Consider the following 23,215-nt stretch of genomic DNA (forward strand, 5'->3'; position numbering starts at 1 on the left):
TTTATATACAATTACTTCCAGATAATTCTAGTTACATATAAGGTAATTCTTACTGCATAAAGGTAACTTTTAAAAAAGGAGTAAAAGATGCCAAGAGTTTCTACCGCAAATTTGTTTGATAAAGATATAAGGGCAATGTTGCCAGCCAATAAAGTATATAAAAAGGCTGTGGGCAACCCAAAAGAACTTTATATAAAAGTGTATCCAAGTGGTATGAAAACATTTTTTATACAATATAAAAACACTACACATTTTAAATTGAAAGAGTTTAGGGAGGGAATTTACTCAGTTGCTGAGGCAAGAAGAGATGCGATAGAAATTATAAGAAAATTTGAAAGTGGTTTTGTAAGATCCAAAGATAAATATCGAATTTCAGAGCTATTTGATAGATATATTGACAAAAAAGAGAAAATAGACCAGCTAGACAAGGTTTATATAGATAAAATTAAATCTAGGATAAAAAAATACATCTTGCCTAAATTTGGTAATGTTGATATTAAAGATATAAATTTTAATGATCTAAAAACCATATTAACACCATTATTTAATCCATATAATCCAAAGAAATCAAGACTTGAGACTATACACAGAATTATAAATACGCTAAATTCGCTATATGAAAATGCCATTAAAGATAGATATATAGATTATAACCCTTGCAAGGCTTTACACGATGAATTTCCAACTTCCAACAGCTTTAGCCTTAGAAATGGCATCGACACAAGATACCCAGCTATTACAGATGAAAATGAGTTAAAGGAGTTTTTGACTGATTTACGAAATGACAGCAAATTAGATCTACAAGTCAAAAGAGCCGTAATGCTCCAAATTTTATGCGTTAATCGTCCCATTAACACCGTAAGTGCTGAATGGAAAGATATAGATCTTAAAAAAGGAATTTGGACTATTCCGCCTATCCAAATGAAAATGAGGCATGCACACCAAATAACACTCTCAAAGCAAGCTTTATCAGTTTTACTAGAGCAAAAACAATATACACCATTAGAAAGTAATTTTGTATTTCCGTCTCTTACAAAAACAGGTCATATTAACAGAGATAGCATTAGTAATGCCATAAGAAATATAGGTGGCAGAGAAAAATATAATTCTAAAGCTTCTGCTCATGGTTTTAGAGCCACGTTTAAAACAATTTGCTCTTTACATCTTACGGATCTGACACAATTGGGCATAAGCGAAAAAACAATAGAAAATGCTCTAGCGCACACAGAAAGCAATGCAGTTAAATATGCCTACGAAAGACAGACAGCAACTATTGATCAAAATAGAATTTTAATGCAATGGTATGCAGATTACCTAAACAATCTAGTTCAATTTGTTTAAAAGTTAATATCTTAAAGTCATACGATATAAAGCATCAGTAAAAGGTTCGGTTTTTTAAAAATTTATATCGTTTTTTTAATGCTATTTCATCGGTTTTTTACTGGTTTTTTAATACAGCTTAAAAAACCGATAAAGCCCTTTAAATAGCCATTTGCATAGCTATTTTTTTCGGTTTTTTAACTTTTTCAGCGCGTGTATGAGAAAACTTAAATCGTTTCCAAGCTCGGTAATAACGATATTTTAAGGCATTAAAAAAGCAAAAATTCATGTTTTTATTTAAGGTAAAAAACCTATTTTAAGACCATTTTTTGTTTAAAAAGAGGTATTTTTATCTAAAATCTCTTAAGAATATAAAAATTTCTTTAGGTTTTTTACTGGTTTTTTAAATTAAAAAAGTCTATTTTTAGGTGCTTAGAGAGCATTTAAGCAAAAATATATTACTAAAAGATAAAAATACTTTTGAAATATCGTCTTGATGGGTTTTTATCGGTTTTTAATGCTTTGCAAAATCATAAAATCAAAAAAATTAGCTATGCTCTAGGATGAATTGTAGGCTACTGATAAAAAATTGATTAGAGTTTTCATATTTTTATATCATTTTATTCAAAAATATGTTACACTTGCGTGTCAATATTTAAAAGGAGACATAAAATGACAAACAACATTTCCGCTCTAATCGTCGAGAGAGAGAGAGAGAGAGAGAGAGAATAAAAATCGCTTTCTAAAATCTAGCTCTACTTCAATCTCATATTTCAAGCAGTTTTCTGCTTTTCTGTTTTTATTCTTTTTCCCAAATTTTCTGTTTGCTGCTGGTGGAACTGGCTTAACCAAAGTGGATAACTTTTTTTCAACTGTGAATGGTTGGCTGAGTGCTGCTGGTGTCTTGATCATGACTGGTGCGATCATGGTTGCAGGCTATAAAGTAATGTTCGGCGGTCAAGCAATTAGGGAAGTTACACCTATAGTTCTTGGTGGTATTCTTATTGGCGGTGCAGCGATGATCGCTGGCATGCTCCTTTAAAAGATACTCAATGTTAACTCCTGAGCCTATCTTTAAAGCCTTGACCCGTCCTCCTATGGTATTTGGTGTTCCTATGGTGCCATTTATGATTATGGCACTTAGTTGGGCTTTATTTGCAATTTTTGCTAAAGTGCTATTTGGAAACGAATATTTGCTCTTAGCAGTTATGATTATTCCTACCACCTTTGTTTTCCAATTTATAGTCAAAAAAGACGATATGGCGTTTAGGCTTTGGGGGTTGAAACTTAGATTTTTTAGATCCCCTGCCATTAATAAATTTTATAATGGTCGGAAAAGTTATATGGCGAATTCGACATATACCAAGCAATCTATGCGCAATTTTTATCCAAGACTTAGCGTTGTTGGACTAAGTGAATTCGCAAATTTAGAGAATATAATTCCGTATCAAACATATATAAATAATGTTGTCATCACAAAAGATAGAGATTATTTAGCCACATGGCGAGTTGATGGTATAGCTTTTGAAGTAGAAGATGACGAATTAATAGATCTTGCGAAAAACAAGCTTAATATGCTTGTTAGGCAATTTGCTGGTGAAAATATTAGCTTTTATTTTCACAATGCTAGAATTAATACACAAGTTGGCTTGAACGATTATTTTTCAAATGAATTTTTAAAAAGTTTCTCAAAAAAGTATTATGAGATTTTTAGCTCTGAAAATTTAAAAGAAAACAGACTTTATCTAACTGCAATATATTCACCATTTAGTAAGGCTGAGAAACTACACTTTAGAAATCAAAACATAGATACGAAAAAGAAACAGATCAAAGCTCATTTGAAAAGTTTTCACCAAAAATGCATAACTATTGAACAAAATTTAAACCATTTTAAGCCACATAGACTTAGCATATATGAGCAAGATGGTGTAATTTTTAGCTCTCAACTAGAATTTTACAACTATTTGATAGGTGGTAAATTTACAAAAGTTCGTGTTCCAAATGCACCCCTAGACTTTTACCTTAATGGTAACTTAAATGAAATTTTTCCTTCACAGCATACTTTACAGCTAAATTATAATGATGGAACTAAGAAATTCGTAAAAGCAATTGAATTAAAAGACTATCCAAATGTAAGTTTTAGTGGAATATTTGATAGTCTAATGTATGCTAATGTCGAATATACCATAACTCAAAGCTTTACGCCACTTTCAAAAAAAGAGGCGAGAGATGAGCTTACAAAGCAACAAAAAAGATTAGTAGCAGCAGAAGATGATGCATTGAGTCAAATTGCAGAACTTGGCACCGCTCTAGATGAATTACAAAATGACATAATCTTTGGAGAGTATCACTTTTCTATTGTCATATACGCTGATACACAAAACGAGTGCGAGCACATTGCAAACCAAATTGCGGTCGTATTGCAAGATTTAGGATTTTTAGCAACACAAGCCAATATAGCTCTAGAAGCTACATATTTTGCACAGCTTCCAGCAAATTTCACGTTACGCCCTAGACTTCACACCATTTCGAGTAAAAATTTTGCTAGTTTTGTAGCACTTCACAACTTTCCACGAGGAAAACAATATGGCAATCCATGGGGAGATGCCATTGCAATATTGCAAACGCCAAATGCGCAGCCATATTTTTTTAACATACACCAAACAATTTTCGATAAAGACGAATTTGGTAAAAACGATGTTTTAGCAAATACCTTCGTTTTAGGTCAAAGCGGTGGAGGCAAAACTGTTTTAATGAATTTCACGCTAAATATGCTCTGCAAATTTAATGAGCCAGATACTTTTGCAGAAAACACTCCAAAAGAAAAACGTAAGGCTACCTATTTCTATTTAGACAAGGATAAAGGAGCTATCGGCAATATTATTGCCATTGGCGGAAAGTATTTAACCATAACAAGTGGAGAACCGACCGGATTTAATCCTTTTAGTTGTGACGCAACACCTGAAAATATACGTCGCTTGAAGGTTCTTTTAAAAATGTTAGTCACCAAAGGCAATCAAAATAATTTAATGTTAACAACTAGAGAAGAAGAGCAACTCAATCTAGCAGTAGATAGCGTCATGAGACTGGAAAAAAGCGAAAGAACTCATGGCATCAGTAGGGTTTGGCAATTGCTTCAAGAAGGCGAAAATGAGTCAAATTCATTAAAATCTAGATTGATGGCTTGGACTATCGGTAATGAATTTGGATGGGTATTCGACAATGAAATGGATACTTTAGATTTTAGCGACGAGAGTATTCTTGTATATGGTATAGACGGCACAACGATCTTAAAAGACGATGAAATTTCTCCATATGTTGCATATTATATTCTTTGGCGAATTATCGATATGGTTGATGGACGCAGGTTTGGCTTATTTGTCGATGAAGCATGGGATTGGCTCAAAAATCCAGTAGTGTCAAAAGAGGTCTTCAACAAAGAAAAGACCATTAGAAAAGAAAACGGCTTTTTGTTTCTCGGCACTCAAAGTGTCGAAGATATCGCAAAATCTAGTATTGGCACGGCAATCATGGAACAAAGCGAAACAGTGTTGCTACTAAGCAACCCAAAAGCAAAAGAAACTGATTTTTGCGGTTCCTTGGGTATGAGTGAAGCAGAATATCAATTCGTTAAAACAACAGATCCAGAGAAATATGAATTTTTAATACGAAAAGGCGTTGATTATAGGGCGATTGCCAAGATCAATCTATCACATCTGGGAAACATGATAAAAGTTTTATCAACAGCCAAAGTCTATGTTGATGAAATTACAAATATTAATGCCTTGGATATCAGTCGTGAAGAAAAATACCAACTCATCAAAAAATTATATAAATTTTAAGGAGAAGACATATGAAAAATAGTCTCGTTTATAGAGCAAAGAAAGCTTCGGTTATAGCTACTTCTGTAGTAATTCTATCATCTAATCTATTAGCCTCTGGTATTCCAGTAGTTGATGGTGCTGCTATAGCACAAAATCAAGCAACATTTACGATGGAGTGGATGCAAACGCTGAAGGACTACGCTGAAAAAGTCAAAGTATGGGGAGAAGAAGCTTCACATAGAGTCCAAGAAGTTAAAAAATGGGCTGATGAAAGAGTGCAATGGGCAAATGACCTATATACCAAAACAGGCATTAGGGATATTGTCAATTTTACAAAAGAAATGAACGAACTTTATAATGAAGTCTACGATACTGGTTATTCAATATATACACAAGCAACAGGTTTTAGTCTAGATAGCTTTGATGAAAGGGCATGGGATTTGTTTTTAAAATTTGGTGGAACAGACCAGTGTTCATCAATAAGTGATATTACGCATAGAAATATCTGCAAAAAGAATACCACAAGTGCTTTTAAAGAATTTGAAGTTGTAAATAGACAATTTGATCGTCTTAAGCACGAAATTGACGATCTTGACAAAATAAGTAAAGAAGTAGCCAGAAATAAAGGTAAACAAGAGGATCTAAAAGGTTCTATAGATACTTCAAATCAAATAGCCCTATTGCGTGCCAGACAAGAGAATAACTGGCGTGCCTATCAAAGAGACATGGATCAATTAGAAAACGAAAGAAAAAGATTACAAGACGCAGAGTTTAAGATGACTAAAGATAGGCAGCGAGCAGCATTTAAAATTTTACAAAAATAGGCTCATAGTATGTATAAAGTAACAACTGATTCAGGTCGAGGATTACACGATCTAGTCATAGATATATCAGAGAATGTTGATAGTTTCTTTCAAAATAATTATTCAAACGGAGTGGGAGCACTTCAATCGTTAATTAATACAACTGGAAATATTCTAGCTGTATATCTTACCGCTTGGATAATGATCGAGGGATATAAAATTCTTTGGGGTAATGGCAAACAAACTTTTCAAAATTTTGCTTTTGATGCAACCATTAAGTTTGTCTTTATAGTCTTAGCAATGAATGCTGGAAACTGGATAAATCTTGTTTTTGAAGCATTCAATGGTGCAAAAGAATATGCAAATACCTTTTTGTCATATGACGGCAAAGGCTTATACTCAAAAATCGCAACATGGGCTGGATTTATGGGTGACTACTACGATGTAGTATGGGATCAGTCAAGCACTTTAGAGCTAGCATACATTATCTTCATAATTATTATAGCTTTTATTGGCTTTTTTATTGGTGCAGTTCCTATTTTGAGGGCGCTGTTTGTAAATACACTATCATTTCTATTGCTTATGATTTTGGCTCCATTGGCATTTTATTTTTTAATCTTTAAAACAACTAAAAATTCATTTGCACAGTGGTTCCAAATGGTTTTATCAAATATTATTGCGTTGCTCTGCCTATCATTATTCTTAAATATTTTATTTGATTATATGTTCCCAAAAATCAATAGCAATCACGATTTTAAGGATGAAGTATTTGTATTGGCTCTAGCAATGGTATTTTATGGAATTCTTGCAAATATAATGTGTGGTATGGCTACTGGAATAGCCGAAAAACTCACCAATGTAAGCCTTGATGGATTAGCAGGAACAGGCGTTGGACGTGCAATGGGTCTTGCAGGTGCTGTTGGGGGTGGTGCAATAGGTGGTGCAATGTTGGCGGTAAGAGGTGCTCAGGCAATGGGTGCTGGCAAGGCAACTGGTTTTCTAGGCTCTCGTCTTTTAGGCGCAGCCACATCTGCAGCAAAAGAAGTTGGCAGTTCAAAACTCGGTCAAAGCATCAACTCTGGAATAAACACGATTAAAAATTCTTCAGCAGCCCAAGCCGTTGGATCACGACTTAACCAAGCTAAAAAAACATAGGTTCAAAAAAATTAACAATTTTACAAAAAGGTCAAGGTTGGAAATAAAATGAAATTAAATAATATTTTTAAACTATAAAAATATTTTAAAAATATTAAATTATATTTTAATATTTTTTTATCTTTACTTGTAGGCACTAGCTTTATGAGCGGTTGTGCCGCTCATAATTCTCCTAAATTTGAAAATAGCAGTAATCAAAAATGGGAAGATTATTTTGATAGTAATGAATACAAGCCAGTAAATGAAAATAGAGAAAATTTAGATCTCAAACAAAGTATAAAAAAGGCAATGTAAAATGAAAAGAGCTAATGATAAAAATGATTTTTTGGCTTCTAATAATCCAGATGATGTAGCAATTAGCTATGAAGCAAGCATTAGATACATAGCGGAACAAGCTAACAAGAGGGCTTATTTTATATCAGGTGTGGCTCTACTTATTGCTAGCATCAGCGTTATAGCTGTTTGCTTATTGACGCCATTAAAATCGGTTGAGCCTTATGTTATTAGGGTTGATAATACAACCGGAATGGTTGACATAATAACAAGCGTAAATAAAGCCGAATTCACAGGTAATGAAGCACTTGATAAGTATTTTGCAACAACATATGTAAAAGCGAGAGAGGGATACTATTATGATATTTTGCAAAGCGACTATGAATTAGTTCAAATTTTAAGCTATCCAAGCGTTGCCAGTGATTATTTGAGAATTTACGAAGGTGAAAATTCTAGAGACAAAGTTTTAAAAGATGACTACGAAGTAGAGATTGATGTTGTTTCGGTTACACTGGGAAATAGCGCTGGAGCACCTACTGCAACTATCAGATTTAATCAAATTACCAGAAAAAAAGGCGAAAAAATAGCTGTATCAAACAAAGCAAAGATTGTGACACTTTCATATGACTACCAACCAAATACACTCACAACAGAGGAAGAGCGTATTAAAAACCCACTTGGATTTAAAGTTAGCACGTATAGAGTTGATGACGAAATAAGGAGATAGAAATGATTACTTATGATGATTTCACAAAGTTAATTGATGTTATGACTGAGCTTTTAGCTCAAAAAAATACTGACATTGCAGAACTAGTGCAAGAGGTCGAAACCTTAGAAAGAAAACTCGCATTATATGAGCAGAAGGATCTATTTGAAGTAGTAGGGACTTCAAATATCGGTGACCAAGTTTTGAAAGTATATGAGAAATTTGTTCCAGATTTTGTAACAGATGAAGAAATTGCAGCAGCAAACTCCATTGCACCAAAATTTGACATTTTGGAGTAAAAAATGGATTTCAAAACAGCATATACGCACGATTTGCTTACTCAAGCCGAACAATGCTTTTCAGATAAGGAGCTCACGCATAGCTTTTTAAAATTTATTTTCAATAGTTCTAAAAATAGACAAGAAGCAGAGAGAAAACTAAAAGCCCTTAGGGCTAGAATTTTTCATTTAGAAGATATGGCAAAAAATTCTTACAACATGATCCTTGATATGCAACACACCACACAACAAGAAGAATATGAGTTAGACAAAAAACAAAGACAAGTCTTTAGCAATAGTGAAATTTATGACTTTTTTATAGATAGCAAAAATGATGAATTTATAGCATATCTAAAGGAAATGGCGCCATTAGAGCGAATAAATACAGCCATTAAACAATTTGAAACGATGAGAGCACGTTGTGATAGTCTAATAGATGGTTTAAGAAAAAGCTATCCCATGAAGAGCAATCGAGTCATTACACAAACACCACAAATAAGTTCTAAGGCGAGAACAAGCAACACATTACAGCTAGATCGTGGCTTATATTTAAACAATACTGGGAGATTTTAAATGATAAAAAATAATAAAAAATTATTTAATATTGCAATAATTTTACTCTTAGCAATAGCAAATTTACACGCAGTAAATACTCCAAGGCTATCTAAATTTGACAAACGCATCACGTATGCAACATACAATGCCGATGACGTTGTCTTAGTTAAGTGCAAAGAGGGTTTTGTGAGTATTATAGAATTTGAAAAAGATGAACGCATCGTAAATATAGCAACTGGGTTTAGCGATGGTTGGGAAGTAATGGATAAAGATAACTATCTATTTATTAAACCAAAGAGTTACACCATAAAATCCGAAGAACAAAATATGACCAATGAAAGTGGTGAGCAAATAGAATTTTATGGTAGTTCGGTTATTCAACCAAATGCAGCTGATTGGAAGACAAATCTAATCATCACAACAAATAAAGATAAAGTTTATACATTTGATTTGGAGCTAGGAGAGATTAACAAGATTAATTACAAACTAACTTTTAATTATGCAACCCCTAAAGAAAAGATAGAAAAAGAGAAAGCCGAAAAAGAACTCGCCGAAAAAGCAGCAAAAGAAAAGGCACTATATAAAAAAGAGATCGATAGAAATACAATACCTAGAAATTGGAACTTTGTAATGCATGTAAATAAAGATAGTGAAACTATAACACCTGATTATGCATATGACGATGGTGTCTTTACATATCTTGGTTTTAGCTCAACTAAAACTATACCAAGTGTCTTTCTCTTTGATGATGCTAATAAAGAAAGCATCCTCAATACTCATATCAAAAAAGACGGCAAATATGACGTAGTTGTGATCCACAAGACAGCTAAAAAAATTTTACTAAGAAGTGGCAATAAGTTAGTCGGAATCATAAATAATGGCTATGGTCAAAATCCACTTGATAAAACCTACAGCACTAATAAAGACAATATTCAAAGAGAGATTATAGACAATGAGCAAAAATAGAAGTAATGAAAATATGAATAATCAAGAGTCTCAAGTTGAAAGAATTGAATATGAGCATCCAGAAGTCGAAAATGAGCCAAGCAAAAAATTAATGGTTATTGCGGTCATGGTTTTATGTCTGGTTGTTTTTGTTATGGTTGGTCTTAGTTTTTTAGGGAAAAATAGAGAGGCAAATGATGCTGTAAAATCACAAGTTCAACAAATAGGAACTGAAGTAAAGAATAAAAATTTTGAGTTGCCTCAGCAAGAAGTGTCTCAAAAGAATTTTCAAGAGTTTCAAGCTGCTTCAGCACCACAACAAACGCCTGTGCAAGTAGCGAGCAAGCCAGACCCTTTATCAAATACTACGGTAGTTCAAAAAACTATTTTTAAGCCTAAAGTTTTTAAAACTGGTAGTAGTTTGGCGATTGCAACAAGTAGTTCAAGCAAAAAAGATATATATGTTGCCGACCAAAACATATCTTGGGCAGAACAAGCCAAACGTTTTGAAGAAGACCAGGATTATGAAGGCAATACATACACTCCAAAAATTGCCGTAAAAGACAAATTTAACCCTAGTCTCTTGCTTCAAAAAGGCACATATATTGGTTGTTCGCTCGACACTAGACTTGTGTCTCAAATTAAAGGCGGAATATCTTGCACAACTAGCGAAGACGTATATAGCAAAGATGGCGTAACTCTCTTAATTGAAAAGGGAAGCAAAATCTTTGGCAGCTTCAGAAGCGGAGAGATGAATGATGGAATGAATAGAATTTTTGTTATTTGGAGCGAGATCAGAACACCAAACAATATTAACATTCCAGTTCAAAGTGGTGCTAGTGATGAATTAGGCGGTAGCGGTCTACAAGGATACGTTGATCATCAATGGCTAAAAAGATTTGGTGCTAGCATATTGCTTTCAATGGTAGATGATGTTTTTAATTATGCTGCAAATGGTAAACGTGACAATAGCTATGACTATAGCGAAAACACTAGAGACTCTACACAACAAATGGCAAATACTGCACTTGAGGAATTTATAAAAATAAAACCGGTCCTTTATAGAAATCAAGGAGATATAGTTGGTGTTTACGTCAATCGTGATATAGACTTTAGTAAGGTGTATAAGCTTACAATAGGTAGAAGAAAATGAGCACTGTGGGATTAGACAAATCTGCTATGCTGGATGGCTATGTCAAAAAGTATTTTGGCAAGTATCTAGATGATGAAAGCATAAATGAAATAGCTTACAACGGCGGAAATCTAATTTGGACTGAAGATATAATCGGTAATTGGTCTAGTCACGAAAGTGAATTAAACTTTAATGCTGCCCTATCTTTTGCTAATGCATGTGCCGCTTATAAAAACGATAAGATAGAAAGACAAAAACCTATTTTATCATGCATTCTTTCAACTGGAGAGAGAGTGCAAATAGTTATACCAAATGCTACAAAAGAAAATCATATATCAATCACCATTAGAAAACCTAGCAAGGTTCGTTATACGATAGATGACTACATTAATAATGGTTCAATAGATGCAAATATGGCAAATGAACTAAAAATAGCTATCGAAAATGGCAAGAATATTATTATTTGTGGTGAAACTGGTAGCGGAAAAACTACTTTTATGAAAACGCTTATCGATTTTATACCATTAGATGAAAGAATTATTACTATAGAAGATGTTGAGGAAATTAAATTTTGGGATCATAAAAATTTTGTTCAACTCTTTTATCCAAGTGAGGCAAAAAGCGATAGTCTAGTAAATGCCACAACTCTCTTAAAGAGCTGCTTGAGAATGAAACCCAGCAGAATTCTACTAGCAGAAGTTAGGGGTGGTGAAACATATGATTTTTTAAATGTGATTTCAAGTGGTCATAATGGCAGTATGACAAGTTGTCATGCTGGTAGTGTTAAGTCAGCCATAGATCGTCTTGTAATGATGAGCATGCAAAATACTCAAGCCCAAGTTCTAGGTAAAGATATGTTGCTTGATATTGTTTCAAATACAATTGACTACATCGTAGTTTTTAAGCGTCTTGGCAAGAAACGTCAAGTTACAGAATACTTGGCTAATGGCGAATATTTCATAAGAAATAATGAAGGTAATGCTTTTGTTGAGTCTAGCTTAAGGAACGCTAAGCAATGAAAAAAATGCAGATTGGTTTTTTAATTGCAATTGCCTTAATTATAGGCTATTTCTTGGCTAGTGTATTATTTTTTGGACTAAATCACAGTTTTAAAAAGCTTCCAGAAATATGGTATTTAGGGCTTACTTTTGATATGCTGATAAACGGCTGGTCAAAAGCATATTTGGCTTACTTTATTGCAAATTTAATAAGTTTCACTCTAGCTTTTTTACTACCATTTTTACCAAAGAAACAAAGCCTACACGGAGATGCAAGATTTGCAAATGCCAATGATGTAAAGAAAATGGATCTTTATGGAGATGGAATAATCATTGGTAAATTTCAAAACCGCCTCTTAAGATTTGGCGGTCAGCAGTTCGTATCGCTTGGCGCTCCAACACGTAGCGGAAAAGGCGTTGGTATTGTTATTCCAAATTTACTTGACTGGAAAGAGAGTGCAGTTGTTCAAGATATTAAACAAGAGTGCTTTGACTTTACTAGCGGATATAGAGAAAAAATACTAGGGCAAAAAGTATATTTATTTGATCCGTTCAATAAACGCACTCATAGATATAATCCACTAGCTTATATTGATATGGCAAGCGATAATGCAGATGGACAGCTAACTGATTTTGCAAATATTTTATATCCTATGACAGGCGATAGCACCACGCAGTTTTTTAACCAACTAGCTCAAAACTTATTTATAGGAATTTGTTATATCGTTCATGATCTTTTAAATTCAAAAGGTGGCATTTCGCTCCTAAAAGCACTAAATATGGAGATAGATTTTACACTATATGGTATTTTGCAAATGAGCGAAGGTTTTAAAGGTGAAGTTGATATAGACGGCAATAGAAAAATTATGTTCAAAGCATTTGACGATACATATAATGTTTTATCTGAACTTGGGCTAATTGGTAAAAAAGCTCAAATGCGTTGCCAAAGCTATTTCAAGATTGATAGCGATAACACAAAAAGTGGCGTTATGTCAAGCTTCAATGCTCCTTTGATGATGTTTAGAAATGACAATATGAGGCTTGCTACTTCAGCAAATGATTTTGATTTTAGAGATCTTCGTAAAGAAAAAATGACTATTTATGTAGGTATTACTCCGGATCAATTGGCAAATGCGAAGCTAATTTTAAACATATTTTGGCAGCAATTAATCTTGGTAAATACAAAAGAGTTACCGCAAGCTAATCCCGATTTAAAATATAAAGTGCTTTTAGTAATGGATGAATTTACTGCACCAGGCTTTTTAGGAATATATTTAAAGTCAATTAGCTTTATAGCTGGATATTGGCTAAGAAGCCTAATGATCTATCAATCAAACTCACAACTTGAAGCAAATCAACCTGATGGATATGGTAGAGAAGGCGCTAAAACACTGCTTACAAACCATGCTTGTCAAATTTTTTATACACCAAGAGAACAAGAGGATGCTAAAAAGATTAGCGAAATTTTAGGAACAAAAACCATTAAAAATAGGAGTAGAAATCTGGGACAAGGCGGTGGAGGAAGTGAAAGTGACACAAGTAGAGCCTTAATGCTTGCGCAAGAATTACGAGAAATGCCTTTTGAAAACGAGCTAATTACGATTGATAATGGCAAGCCTATTATGGCAAAAAAGGCATTTTACTACTCAGATCGCTACTTTATGAACAAATTCAAAGAAGTAAGTCCAAGCCTTAGAGCGATCGATGGAGATAAATATAAGATAAAAGTGAAAGAAAATGGAAAGATACCAAATCGCAATCAATTAGAGAAAGCTATTCAAAATGGTGAGACAAACATAGAAGTCCCTATTCAAAACATAGCAAATATAAAAGCATACTTTAAAGAGCTTTATAATGATGAAAGTTCTAGATATAAAAATTTACCTGAAATAGTTCATGAAATAGATGAGACTCAAGAAGAATATGAAAAAAAACTTAGACTTCAAAGGGATAAAGATGAAGCAATAAAAGAAGAGACTCAAAAGCTTTACGAGCAACAAATAGTCGAACAATCGAGTAATGCAAATAAAAGTGTAGAAAATATCGATACTGATCCGGCAGCAGAAGAAACAATCAACGATAGCGATAGCATAGAAGAATTAATGGCTCAAAATGCTAGTTGCCCAAATTTTGATGAATTAGACGATGAAAGACAAGACTATAGTGAGTAGATAATGAAAGATACAAGCTTTTATGAAAAATATATAACACCAGCACAACTGGAAGAGATGTTTGGCATTAGTAGAGGACTTCAAAATAAGTTACGAATGCAAAAGAACTATACGGATGAGAATAGACAAAAACATTTACCTTTGCCATTTTTAAAAATTGGCAACCGTATTTTATACAACATTGATAGCATCAAACAATGGCTAGAAGACATAGAACAAAAGTAATTTCTAAGGAGACAAAATGATTAAATTTACGAGTTTAGCAAGTATAGCGGCTATATCCTTTTTATTTTTTGGATGTTCAAGCATACCAAAGCCAATAGAACTTGATAGTAGTAGCCAAATCACTATCAACCAAGAACTAATTAGGCAAGAAAGGCACAATATTCCGTTAGACCCATTCTTAAAACAAAACAACTGGACATATAACTTAATGTTTGAAAAAAGTGGCGATGAGTATATACCAAATAATATGATTGTTAAAACATTCTATGTAGCACACAATGCTGATAAGATCATAGTTATTGGAAATAAAAAGATAGCCCAAGACTACAAAGATTACTTGGCAAGCAATGGTTGTAAGAATATTGCTATTCATCCAGTAGATAGTATTGGACAATCTAAAAAACGCGTAAATATCTTATTTTTTGGAATGAAAGGAAAAAACGATGAAGATTATATCAAAAGCTTTACTAACTTGTTTGATTTTTAATAGTGCCGTATATGGGGCTGACGAGCTTACTGGGGATACAAAACTAGCATGCGAAGCTATTTTGTGCCTATCAAGTAGCGAAAGACCAAGTGAGTGTTCGGCAAGTTTAAGTAAATACTTTTCAATAAGAGCAAAAAAGGCACATGAAACGGCAAAAAAGAGGAAAAATTTCTTAAAGCTTTGTCCAACCGATACTGCTATAAAAACAGACCAAGATTACGCAAGTTTGATTGATACTATATCAGAGATAGGTGGGGGATGTGATGCTAGCGATCTTAACAAGAATTTGGACAAACGTCGTGTCTGGGATAGTGAGAAAGGACTATATCAAACTCAAATTAGAATAAGCCCAAACATGCCTGAATATTGTAAAAGACTTGCTCGTCATAATTATACAAATATTAAGGACTTGAAATATACTTGCGACACCAAGTTTTATGACGAGAGTATATGGAAAAGAGGATATGAGCTACAAACTATAAGTCAAGCTCAATACAACGCTTTAAGTAGCGATAAAAAAGAAATTCAACCAAATCCAGAATTTTCGAAATGTGGCGACATAAATAAAAGTTACCATTGGCGACAGAGTTGTCGTCAACATATATCTCAATACCTATTCTTTGAGAAGAAGTATTTTAGTAAAACATGCTGGGCAGACTGATGGAAAATGAAAATCTATTTGATAGCACTGGCTCATCTGAAGTTGCACCAATAAGAAAACTCGAAAGCAAAGATGAAATCATAGCTAGGCTTCAAAAAGAGGCAGAAAATGCCAAAAACGAGCTAGATGATGTAGAGCAAGGCAAAAAAGAATTGCAAGAAAGACTTGAAAGACTAGTTTATGAGCGTAATACAACAGCTGATATTTTAAAGAATGAAGTGGCAGAGCTAAATTCTAAATTTGAAAAAGCTGGATTGAAAATAAGCGAAAAAGGCGTTGTCTCTGTCTTGGATTATTCCAACTACCAAAAAAGAGTTGACATGAGTTTCAACATGTTTAATAGTGAGCTAAATTTGGTTCAACAAGCCTTTGAAAGATTTGCAACAGAAAATAATGCAGATTACAGTAGATACGTTAAAATGGTTCAATCGCTTATGGATGAGAGTGCAAAGCTTAAACAACTCTTTGAATACCTAAATGAATTTATGCTAAATCCTCCTAGTAAAGAATTTATGGCTCTCATGAATAATACACTTGCTATTAGGAAAATAGCTCAAGACTATAAAGAATTTGAAAGCATCGCAGACATCACTAAAGTCAAGGTAACCATGCAAGATCAAGAAAATGCTTTTAACGAGATGACTATGCAGTTTAATAATTTTGCTGCAAATCAAAACAAATTCTTTGAAGAAGAGCTAAATAAAATTGAGGTTTTTAAGGACAAGATAAACATAAGGCTAAATGATACTGGAGATGAATATAAAAGATTTAGTGAGAATATGATCGCTAATTTAAACAATCAGTTAAAAGTTTTTGAGGTAAATCTAGCTGAGTATAAAGAAATTAGAGAAAATGAAACAAAAATACTAAAAAATTTAAAAAAAGGAGGATACACACTAACAGGATTACTTTTTATGATGTGCTTGGCACTTGGTGGAATTATCGGTTACGCTATTTTCTTAATCAAATAGCGTTATAAAAATTTTAAATTAAAAGGATAAAACAATGGCAGATTTTGACAGAACAGAAAACGGCAACGAAAAGAACCTTGCAACAATTTTCATAAGCAAAACTGAATTACCAGAACAAAACAAAACATTAATTGGCTTTGGCATGGAGCGTCCATACGAAAAAGATGGAAAAGAAATAGAACTTGGTGCAGTAAAAGCATTTTATGCTATAGAAAATGCTAGAAATTTTCTCAATGGTGTTGATTGTCGCAATCACCCAGTAAAAATAGAGTGCGGCTTACAAAACGAAAAGCACACTTTCTATACGGCATCTACTTGGATACACAATGGCATAAACGATAAGACTGGTCAAGCTTATAGTCTTCATAAAATGGCAATCACAATTCGCCCAGAGATTAAAAACGAAGCTGGCGAAATAGTTCAACAGCAAGAGAGAATTTTTGCTACAAAAAATAGAAATGGCGTAAAAGGTTACTCTTTTGACGTTACAAATGATAGTGCCCTCGAGAAAGAATTTTTAAGCAATATTTCCAAAGGCTTTAACTTGGGTCTGGTCGCTGAAAAAAATGAGACATTGGCTAAAAATCCAAAACTTATGGAAATCGTTAATAAAATTCCAGACAGATCAGCCGTAACAATGAATTATGACTTTGTTAAGCAACAAGGCATAGTCGTATTGCCAGAAACCATGAAAGCAGTCACAAAATCGGTAAGCAAAGGTGCTGAAATTTTAAATGGCGAATTAAAGCAAGAGCAAAAAAGTCAAGGTTTTGATAGATAGTCTCACTTCAACTTTTTTGCTGTATTTAGGGCTAAAACTACTACTTTTAGCCCTTCAAAAAATTATAATAAAAAATAATTTTTAAAAATGTATAAAAAAATATAAAAACAATTTAAAAACAATTTAAAATTAATGAAGGATACAAAAATGGGTAGATTATTTATAGCAGAAAAAAACCTGAACTTGCACGTGCAATAGCTAAAGGGCTTATTGGCAATGAAAGTAAAGGTAATGGCTTCATTAGAAAAGGTAACGATACCATAACTTGGGCTTTTGGACACATTTTGGAGCTTTTTAAGCCTGACGATTATGCAGAAAAATATAAAAAATGGAATTTAGAAGATCTACCCTTTGAAATAGAGAAATTTAAATATAAGCCTATTGACAAGAGCAAAGATCAACTTAAAATAATTTTAAACTTATTAAAAGAAAAAGATACAACAGAAGTTATTCATTGTGGTGATGCGGACGATGAGGGACAAATTTTAGTTGATGAAATTTTAGCTTATGCAAATAATAAGTTACCAGTAAAAAGAATGTTAATAAATGACCTTAGTGAAGCTGGTATCAAGAAAGAGTTAAATAATATAAAGTCAAATGATGACTTTTATGGGCTTTCTCAACGTGGTTTTGCAAGAAGCTTGGCTGATTGGATAGTCGGACTAAATTTAACTAGAGCATTTACCGTTGTGGCTAGAAATAAAGGGTATCAAAATGGTGTTTTAAATTTAGGACGTGTCCAAACCCCTATTCTCTCCTTAGTGGTAAATAGAGACAAAGAAAATGAAAATTTTAAAAGTCTGGAATACTTTGCAATTAGTGGTGAATTTAAAAGCTTTGATGGCATAGATTTTCGTGCAAATCTAAAAACTGATGATAAAATTACAGATAAGGATTTAGCTCAAAACATATTAAAAGAGTGCGAAAACAAATCCGCAAGAATTACAATTAAGAAAACCGAAAAGAAGAAAGAGCTACCGCCACTTCCTTACAATTTATTAAAACTTCAAGCTCAATGCGCAAAAGAATTTGGCTTAAAACCTGATAAAGTTCTTGCTATTACTCAAAACTTAAGAGAGAAATTTCACTTAATAACTTATAACAGAAGTGATTGCGAATACCTACCTGATACAATGTATGATGAGTCGCCAGCTATTATACAAAGTTTAAAAGAAATTTTTAAAAATACAGACGATATTGAGCTAAAAGGGATTTTAGACAATGTGGATCTTACTATAAAAGGTGCAGCATTTAACTCAGCAAATATTTCGGCTCACCATGGCATTGTCCCAACTGGAGCAAAAGCGTGTTTAAATGAACTAAGTAAGGATGAATTAAATATTTTTACGCTTATAGCAAAAAGATTTGCATTGCAATTTTTTAAAGCAAGAGAATATGAGGCAACAAATATAGTTTTGGAACTTAACGAATATAAATTTACAGCCTCACAAAATACCACAACTGATCTAGGTTTTACTTTCTATCTTAAACCACAAAAAGATGATAATGATGATAATGATGATGAAATAGAAAACACTTCAAAGTTGGATAATTTAATAGAAGGCTCTATGGCTGAGTGTTTAAAGATTAAACTTGAGCCAAAAAAAACTAGAGCAAAGCCATTTTACACGATGGCAACACTTCTCACCGACTTAACTGGCGTAGCCAAATATGCTAAAGATCCGAACATTAAGAAATTACTCCTTGAAAAGGATCAAGGCAAAAAAGGAGAAAATGGAGGTATCGGAACCCCAGCTACTAGATCAAATCATATAAAAAGCTTGATAGATAATGAATTTATCAGTGTTAGCAATGACAAAAAGCAAATAATACATGCAACACAAAAAGGCAAAGACTTAATTTCAGTTGCACCTGAAATTTTAACCTGCGTTGATATGACTGCTTTATGGTTTGAAAAACAAAAAATGATCGAAAGCCGCGACTTAAGTTTGGATGACTTTTTGACAGAAATAAATCAACAAATAAAGGAAGAGATAGCAAAGGTAAAAGATAGCGATATGGGAAATTTTGAAACAAAACCAGATAATGCTCAAATTTGCCCTATTTGCAATAATGGATATTTAATAAGACATGAAAGCCAAAATAAAAAAGGCGTATTTTGGTGGGGTTGCAGTCAATGGCGTGAAGGTTGTAAAGCATTTTATTACGATAACGATGGCAAGCCACAGCTTGAAACCAAACCAAAACAAGAAATACCAAGTGATGCACCTATATGTCCAAAATGCAAGAGTGGTAAGCTACTACCTAGAACCAGTGCGAAAGGTTTTAATTATTTTGCATGTAACGGCAAGTTAAAAAATGGCAATTGGTGCAATGCTAAATTTAAGACAAACGATAATGGCGAACTTGAAGAGATGGTTTTTGAGAAAAAATAAGGATAGTAGAGTGCAAGCAAAAGACCTAAAAAAGATTATCAATACGGTAAGGTTTAATGATATTTTATTAACTTTTAAAGATCCAGAGGATTTCAAATGTTATTGTGATTTCTTAATCAATAAGCCAAATAGCATTCATGATAACAGCCACAGCTTTTGGAATAGTTATTATAAATTACAAAATAATATTCTAAAAAATATTGAAGAAAAAAATTCCAAATATGATCTTTGCAGGAACGAACAAACTAGAGAAGAAGCTAGTTTGTCTTTAGAACGATTAATAAATGAATGCGGCTGCGAAAACATAAAAGCTAATGTTATTTATTTTGATGCATTTGATAAAAATTCACAATACATCTATGCTGATGAATACGAAAAACTAGAAGAGCTTATAAATATTATCGACAAAAAATACCACATCTCGAACTATAAAACAAAATTTGCTTGTATACACTGGAATGATCACGAAGAAGAGTATCACTCACCAAAGGTCAGCATCCATAGAGTCTTAATAAAGGAATAACATGCCAACTTACAAAAATTTACAATATATCAATGAAAGCAAAAATTCAATATTAAGTAATTTAGATAACAATTTACAAGAACAATATGCCAGTGACCTAGATCAAAATCTAAACGAACTCTACAATAATGAGGTTAGGTCGAAGATTGAAAAAATGGGGGATAAAAACCAACAAATTTCAGAATTTTTAAATGAAATGTATTCAAATGTTGATTACAACATGGATGAATTCGATCCAAAATACTTAAAAGAAAATAAAGAAAAATTTAAGGATATAAAAGGTGGCATAATCGCAAGTATTATTGATAGGAACAATAAAGCACAAAGCAACTACCAACTTGAGAGCTTTTTCGAAAAGTATGATCAAATTTTTGACAAGAATACACCTCATGATAAGATAATAGATAATGTTGCTAGTAAATTTCTAGAACTCAATGGAGAACTTTACAACAAAATAGAGCATGAATCAGTATACAACGAAGCCGAACTAGCTCTTAGTAAAACATTATCTAAAAATATAACTTCACGCATTGATATTGATACAAACAAAGATGGAAATTATCAAATAGATAAATTTAGTAAGTTGCTAGCTGCCAACAAAGAGTTTAGAGGAGATGAAAATATCGCCCTATTCCAAACTCTAAAAATGATGGATAAAGCATTAATGGATGAAAACAATAAGGATTTTAAAGCTATACATGAAAAAATAGGCTTTAACTTTACTGATATTAATGGAAAAACTATTCATATCAATGCAAGACTTGGCGAAGGACACTTTCAAAAAGACTTAGATCATTTGGTAAAGATAGGTTGCAATGATTGTGGTATAGGTAGTGTCAGCAAAATAGCTAATAAAATTTTTATAAAATCCACTGAAACAAACGATCTAATTTTAGATCAAAATGAAGAACAAAGCAAAGAGAGGGGCAAAGGATTAAATTTTAAAAATCCTGCAACAATTGATAATTTTGAAAAATGTTTAAAAGGTGGCATAGAAGCAACTGCAGCATTGGCTGAAAGCATAGGAGATGAAAGTATTACAGCTTTTACTCAAAATTTAAATCGTGTTGCTGGCATATCTGGTATAGGTAAACATATAAATAATATTGTATCAGCACAAAATAACAAAGAGGTAATAAATAGATTAGGCAAGGCATACACAGAAAAGGTCAAAAGTGGTGCAATAAAACTTCCAAAAGAAAAAGTTATGGAACACTCAAATCAAAAGAGTTTAGGCGCTAATAGATGAAATTTTTAAAACAATTTAAAATAATAAAATACTATAAAAAACTATTTATTATTATATTATCATTATCTATAATAGCGACAAATGTTTCAGCTATACCCAATGCTGATGAAAGTAGATACAATAAGCTCTTTTATAAATTTGGCAAAGAGTTTAATATCCCTCCGATACTTCTTTGGGCTATAGCAAAAACAGAGAGTAACTTTACCAATAATGCAAAGAATATTAACAACAATGGCTCAATAGATTATGGGTTGATGCAGATTAATTCAATTCATGAAACAACGTTAAAAGCTAAAAATTTAAGCATTGATGACCTATATAAGCCAGAAACAAACATTCAAATGGGAGCAATGATACTAAGAAATTGCATTAATAAACATGGTTGGGATTATAAAGCACTAAACTGCTATAACGGAAAAGTTGAAAATAATCCATATTCTCGTAAAGTTTTTGCAAATTTAAGAACTTTAAAACAAGCAAGAAGAGTAATTAAATGAACTTACACAAAGATGATACAAGGGCTTTTTTAGAATATCTTGGTTTTGACGTGGATAGCCACTATAAATTCAGGATGCGAGAAGATGAGCATACCGCTTCTGCTTCTATTGATCCAAAGAATGGCTATATTAAAGACTTTGGCAGTGGTTTTAGGGGTGATATAATAGCATTTTATAAGGAAATAAAGAATTGCGACGAAAGAAGTGCATTTTTAGAAGTAGCAGGCATTCTAGACAACTTAAAAATAGATCATGATCTAAATCATGGGCAAAAGACAAATATTGCTATTCATAAAAAAGCTATAAATGCTAGACCAATTAAAGAAGAACCCACAATAGATTATCTTGATGACGACATAGTAAAAAAATACGAAAATGAAAGGCGTGAGAATTTTACACGCTATCAAGAACTTTTACATAAACTGCTTCCAGTTTGCGACAATAATCAACGTAAAGAAATAGCTCAAAAATTTCAAATAGGTTACTCCAAAGAAGAAGATAGGTTGGTAATGCCATTAAGAAATGAGACTGGCAAGATCGTAACGCTTTGGAAATATAATCCAAATTTAAATATCAAATACACTTTTAGCAAAAATAGACCACGCTGCGCCTTTAATATCCAAGCATTAAAAGAATATATAAGAGATGATAGTCCTATATTCATAGCTGAAGGTGAAAAAGACTGCTTAAATATGTTGTCACGTGGATATAAGGCTATAAGCTTTGGGAGTGCTGCCACTCATTTAAAACAAATTCAAATTGATATGTTAAAAGATAGTTACATTGTTGTAGCATATGATTATGATGAGGCAGGGAAAAATGGTGCAAAGGCTTTAAAAGAGCAGTTAAATAACTCTTGTAAAGTTGTAGAAATAATAGAATGGGAAAAGATACTCAAACAAAACGGATTAGAAAAAGAGCTAAAGAAAGGATTTGATTTCACTGATTTTCTAAAACTTAGTGCCAAGGAGAGGGAAAAAAAACAAGGAATTAATAGATGACAGACAACAAAGAAAAAGATAATAGCCAATATAAACCAAAGAAAAGACAGGTTGTAATTTATTTAGAAGAAGATGAATTAAAATATTTAGACTATATCTATAATAAAAAATTCTTTCCAACTCGTGCCGCATATATTAGAATGCTTATTAATGAAGACAAAGAAATGAATGGCTATTAAAAATATTAAATATTTTAATATTGTATAAAAATATTTAATATTTCACATAATAATATATTGTTATAAAAGTATGTAAAAATCGGCA

At 32.7% G+C, this 23,215-nt stretch carries 23 protein-coding genes and 1 pseudogene; all 24 read left to right on the forward strand.

Features of this window, described 5'->3' with window-relative positions; translation table 11 throughout:
- Positions 1-87 precede the first annotated feature (87 nt).
- The 24 genes and pseudogenes from CVT00_RS06755 to CVT00_RS06870 all read left to right on the forward strand — a co-directional run bounded on the left by CVT00_RS06755 (position 88) and on the right by CVT00_RS06870 (position 23,130).
- The gene (locus tag CVT00_RS06755) at positions 88-1,341 is read left to right on the forward strand and encodes a tyrosine-type recombinase/integrase (RefSeq protein WP_103653477.1); all 1,254 of its coding nucleotides are present in this window, start codon (positions 88-90) and stop codon (positions 1,339-1,341) included.
- A gap of 742 nt (positions 1,342-2,083) precedes the next feature.
- On the forward strand, positions 2,084-2,362 hold the full coding sequence (locus CVT00_RS06760) for a TrbC/VirB2 family protein (RefSeq protein WP_103568014.1): 279 nt from the start codon (positions 2,084-2,086) through the stop codon (positions 2,360-2,362).
- A 10-nt stretch (positions 2,363-2,372) separates the two neighbouring features.
- Positions 2,373-5,162 carry a VirB3 family type IV secretion system protein gene (locus CVT00_RS06765; protein WP_107914866.1) on the forward strand — a complete coding sequence of 930 codons (2,790 nt, stop codon included), beginning with the start codon at positions 2,373-2,375 and terminating at the stop codon, positions 5,160-5,162.
- Between the two features lie 11 nt (positions 5,163-5,173).
- Positions 5,174-5,968 carry a type IV secretion system protein gene (locus CVT00_RS06770; protein ID WP_107831476.1) on the forward strand — a complete coding sequence of 265 codons (795 nt, stop codon included), beginning with the start codon at positions 5,174-5,176 and terminating at the stop codon, positions 5,966-5,968.
- A 9-nt stretch (positions 5,969-5,977) separates the two neighbouring features.
- Positions 5,978-7,102: a type IV secretion system protein gene (locus CVT00_RS06775; RefSeq protein ID WP_196376840.1), complete on the forward strand. Its 1,125-nt coding sequence runs from the start codon at positions 5,978-5,980 to the stop codon at positions 7,100-7,102.
- Positions 7,103-7,246: 144 nt separating this feature from the next.
- A complete protein-coding gene (locus CVT00_RS06780; protein ID WP_196376841.1) occupies positions 7,247-7,396 on the forward strand; it encodes a hypothetical protein in 150 nt (49 codons plus the stop codon).
- A 1-nt stretch (position 7,397) separates the two neighbouring features.
- Complete coding sequence (locus CVT00_RS06785; protein WP_196376842.1) at positions 7,398-8,102, forward strand: virB8 family protein; 705 nt, start codon at positions 7,398-7,400, stop codon at positions 8,100-8,102.
- Positions 8,103-8,104: 2 nt separating this feature from the next.
- Entirely contained in the window at positions 8,105-8,380 is a 276-nt protein-coding gene (locus tag CVT00_RS06790; protein ID WP_196376843.1) for a hypothetical protein, read from the forward strand.
- Positions 8,381-8,383: 3 nt separating this feature from the next.
- Positions 8,384-8,932 carry a hypothetical protein gene (locus CVT00_RS06795; RefSeq protein ID WP_149705443.1) on the forward strand — a complete coding sequence of 183 codons (549 nt, stop codon included), beginning with the start codon at positions 8,384-8,386 and terminating at the stop codon, positions 8,930-8,932.
- Positions 8,933-9,880, forward strand: a complete 948-nt coding sequence (gene virB9 / locus CVT00_RS06800; RefSeq protein ID WP_103589009.1) for a P-type conjugative transfer protein VirB9 — start codon at positions 8,933-8,935, stop codon at positions 9,878-9,880.
- Complete coding sequence (gene virB10, locus CVT00_RS06805; RefSeq protein WP_223228592.1) at positions 9,867-11,012, forward strand: type IV secretion system protein VirB10; 1,146 nt, start codon at positions 9,867-9,869, stop codon at positions 11,010-11,012. Before virB9 ends, virB10 begins: the two co-directional genes overlap by 14 nt.
- A complete protein-coding gene (locus tag CVT00_RS06810; RefSeq protein ID WP_103568023.1) occupies positions 11,009-12,010 on the forward strand; it encodes an ATPase, T2SS/T4P/T4SS family in 1,002 nt (333 codons plus the stop codon). Before virB10 ends, CVT00_RS06810 begins: the two co-directional genes overlap by 4 nt.
- Positions 12,007-13,800, forward strand: a pseudogene (locus CVT00_RS06815) (type IV secretory system conjugative DNA transfer family protein); the annotation flags it as partial. The gene CVT00_RS06810 and the pseudogene CVT00_RS06815, both read left to right, overlap by 4 nt.
- A 363-nt stretch (positions 13,801-14,163) precedes the next feature.
- Complete coding sequence (locus CVT00_RS06820) at positions 14,164-14,385, forward strand: DNA-binding protein (RefSeq protein ID WP_103568025.1); 222 nt, start codon at positions 14,164-14,166, stop codon at positions 14,383-14,385.
- Positions 14,386-14,401: 16 nt separating this feature from the next.
- Positions 14,402-14,872 (forward strand): cag pathogenicity island Cag12 family protein, encoded by a 471-nt coding sequence (locus tag CVT00_RS06825; protein WP_103589007.1) that lies wholly within the window; start codon positions 14,402-14,404, stop codon positions 14,870-14,872.
- Positions 14,829-15,533 (forward strand): TrbM/KikA/MpfK family conjugal transfer protein, encoded by a 705-nt coding sequence (locus CVT00_RS06830; RefSeq protein ID WP_196376845.1) that lies wholly within the window; start codon positions 14,829-14,831, stop codon positions 15,531-15,533. Before CVT00_RS06825 ends, CVT00_RS06830 begins: the two co-directional genes overlap by 44 nt.
- A complete protein-coding gene (locus tag CVT00_RS06835; RefSeq protein ID WP_149705440.1) occupies positions 15,533-16,504 on the forward strand; it encodes a hypothetical protein in 972 nt (323 codons plus the stop codon). The genes CVT00_RS06830 and CVT00_RS06835 overlap by 1 nt, the downstream gene beginning before the upstream one ends.
- 34 nt (positions 16,505-16,538) lie before the next feature.
- Entirely contained in the window at positions 16,539-17,285 is a 747-nt protein-coding gene (locus CVT00_RS06840; protein WP_103568028.1) for a hypothetical protein, read from the forward strand.
- 209 nt (positions 17,286-17,494) lie between these two features.
- The gene (locus tag CVT00_RS06845) at positions 17,495-19,681 is read left to right on the forward strand and encodes a DNA topoisomerase (RefSeq protein ID WP_230853811.1); all 2,187 of its coding nucleotides are present in this window, start codon (positions 17,495-17,497) and stop codon (positions 19,679-19,681) included.
- Positions 19,682-19,691: 10 nt separating this feature from the next.
- Positions 19,692-20,204, forward strand: coding sequence for a hypothetical protein (locus CVT00_RS06850; RefSeq protein ID WP_149724278.1), 513 nt, complete (start codon positions 19,692-19,694; stop codon positions 20,202-20,204).
- Position 20,205: 1 nt separating this feature from the next.
- Complete coding sequence (locus CVT00_RS06855) at positions 20,206-21,453, forward strand: hypothetical protein (RefSeq protein WP_107916046.1); 1,248 nt, start codon at positions 20,206-20,208, stop codon at positions 21,451-21,453.
- Positions 21,450-21,950: a lytic transglycosylase domain-containing protein gene (locus CVT00_RS06860; RefSeq protein ID WP_107916044.1), complete on the forward strand. Its 501-nt coding sequence runs from the start codon at positions 21,450-21,452 to the stop codon at positions 21,948-21,950. The genes CVT00_RS06855 and CVT00_RS06860 overlap by 4 nt, the downstream gene beginning before the upstream one ends.
- Positions 21,947-22,951: a toprim domain-containing protein gene (locus CVT00_RS06865; RefSeq protein WP_103589001.1), complete on the forward strand. Its 1,005-nt coding sequence runs from the start codon at positions 21,947-21,949 to the stop codon at positions 22,949-22,951. The genes CVT00_RS06860 and CVT00_RS06865 overlap by 4 nt, the downstream gene beginning before the upstream one ends.
- Positions 22,948-23,130: a hypothetical protein gene (locus tag CVT00_RS06870; protein ID WP_103568034.1), complete on the forward strand. Its 183-nt coding sequence runs from the start codon at positions 22,948-22,950 to the stop codon at positions 23,128-23,130. The genes CVT00_RS06865 and CVT00_RS06870 overlap by 4 nt, the downstream gene beginning before the upstream one ends.
- The last annotated feature ends 85 nt before the right edge of the window (positions 23,131-23,215 follow it).

The sequence above is a fragment of the Campylobacter concisus genome (assembly GCF_003048675.2).
GTDB lineage: Bacteria > Campylobacterota > Campylobacteria > Campylobacterales > Campylobacteraceae > Campylobacter_A > Campylobacter_A concisus_F.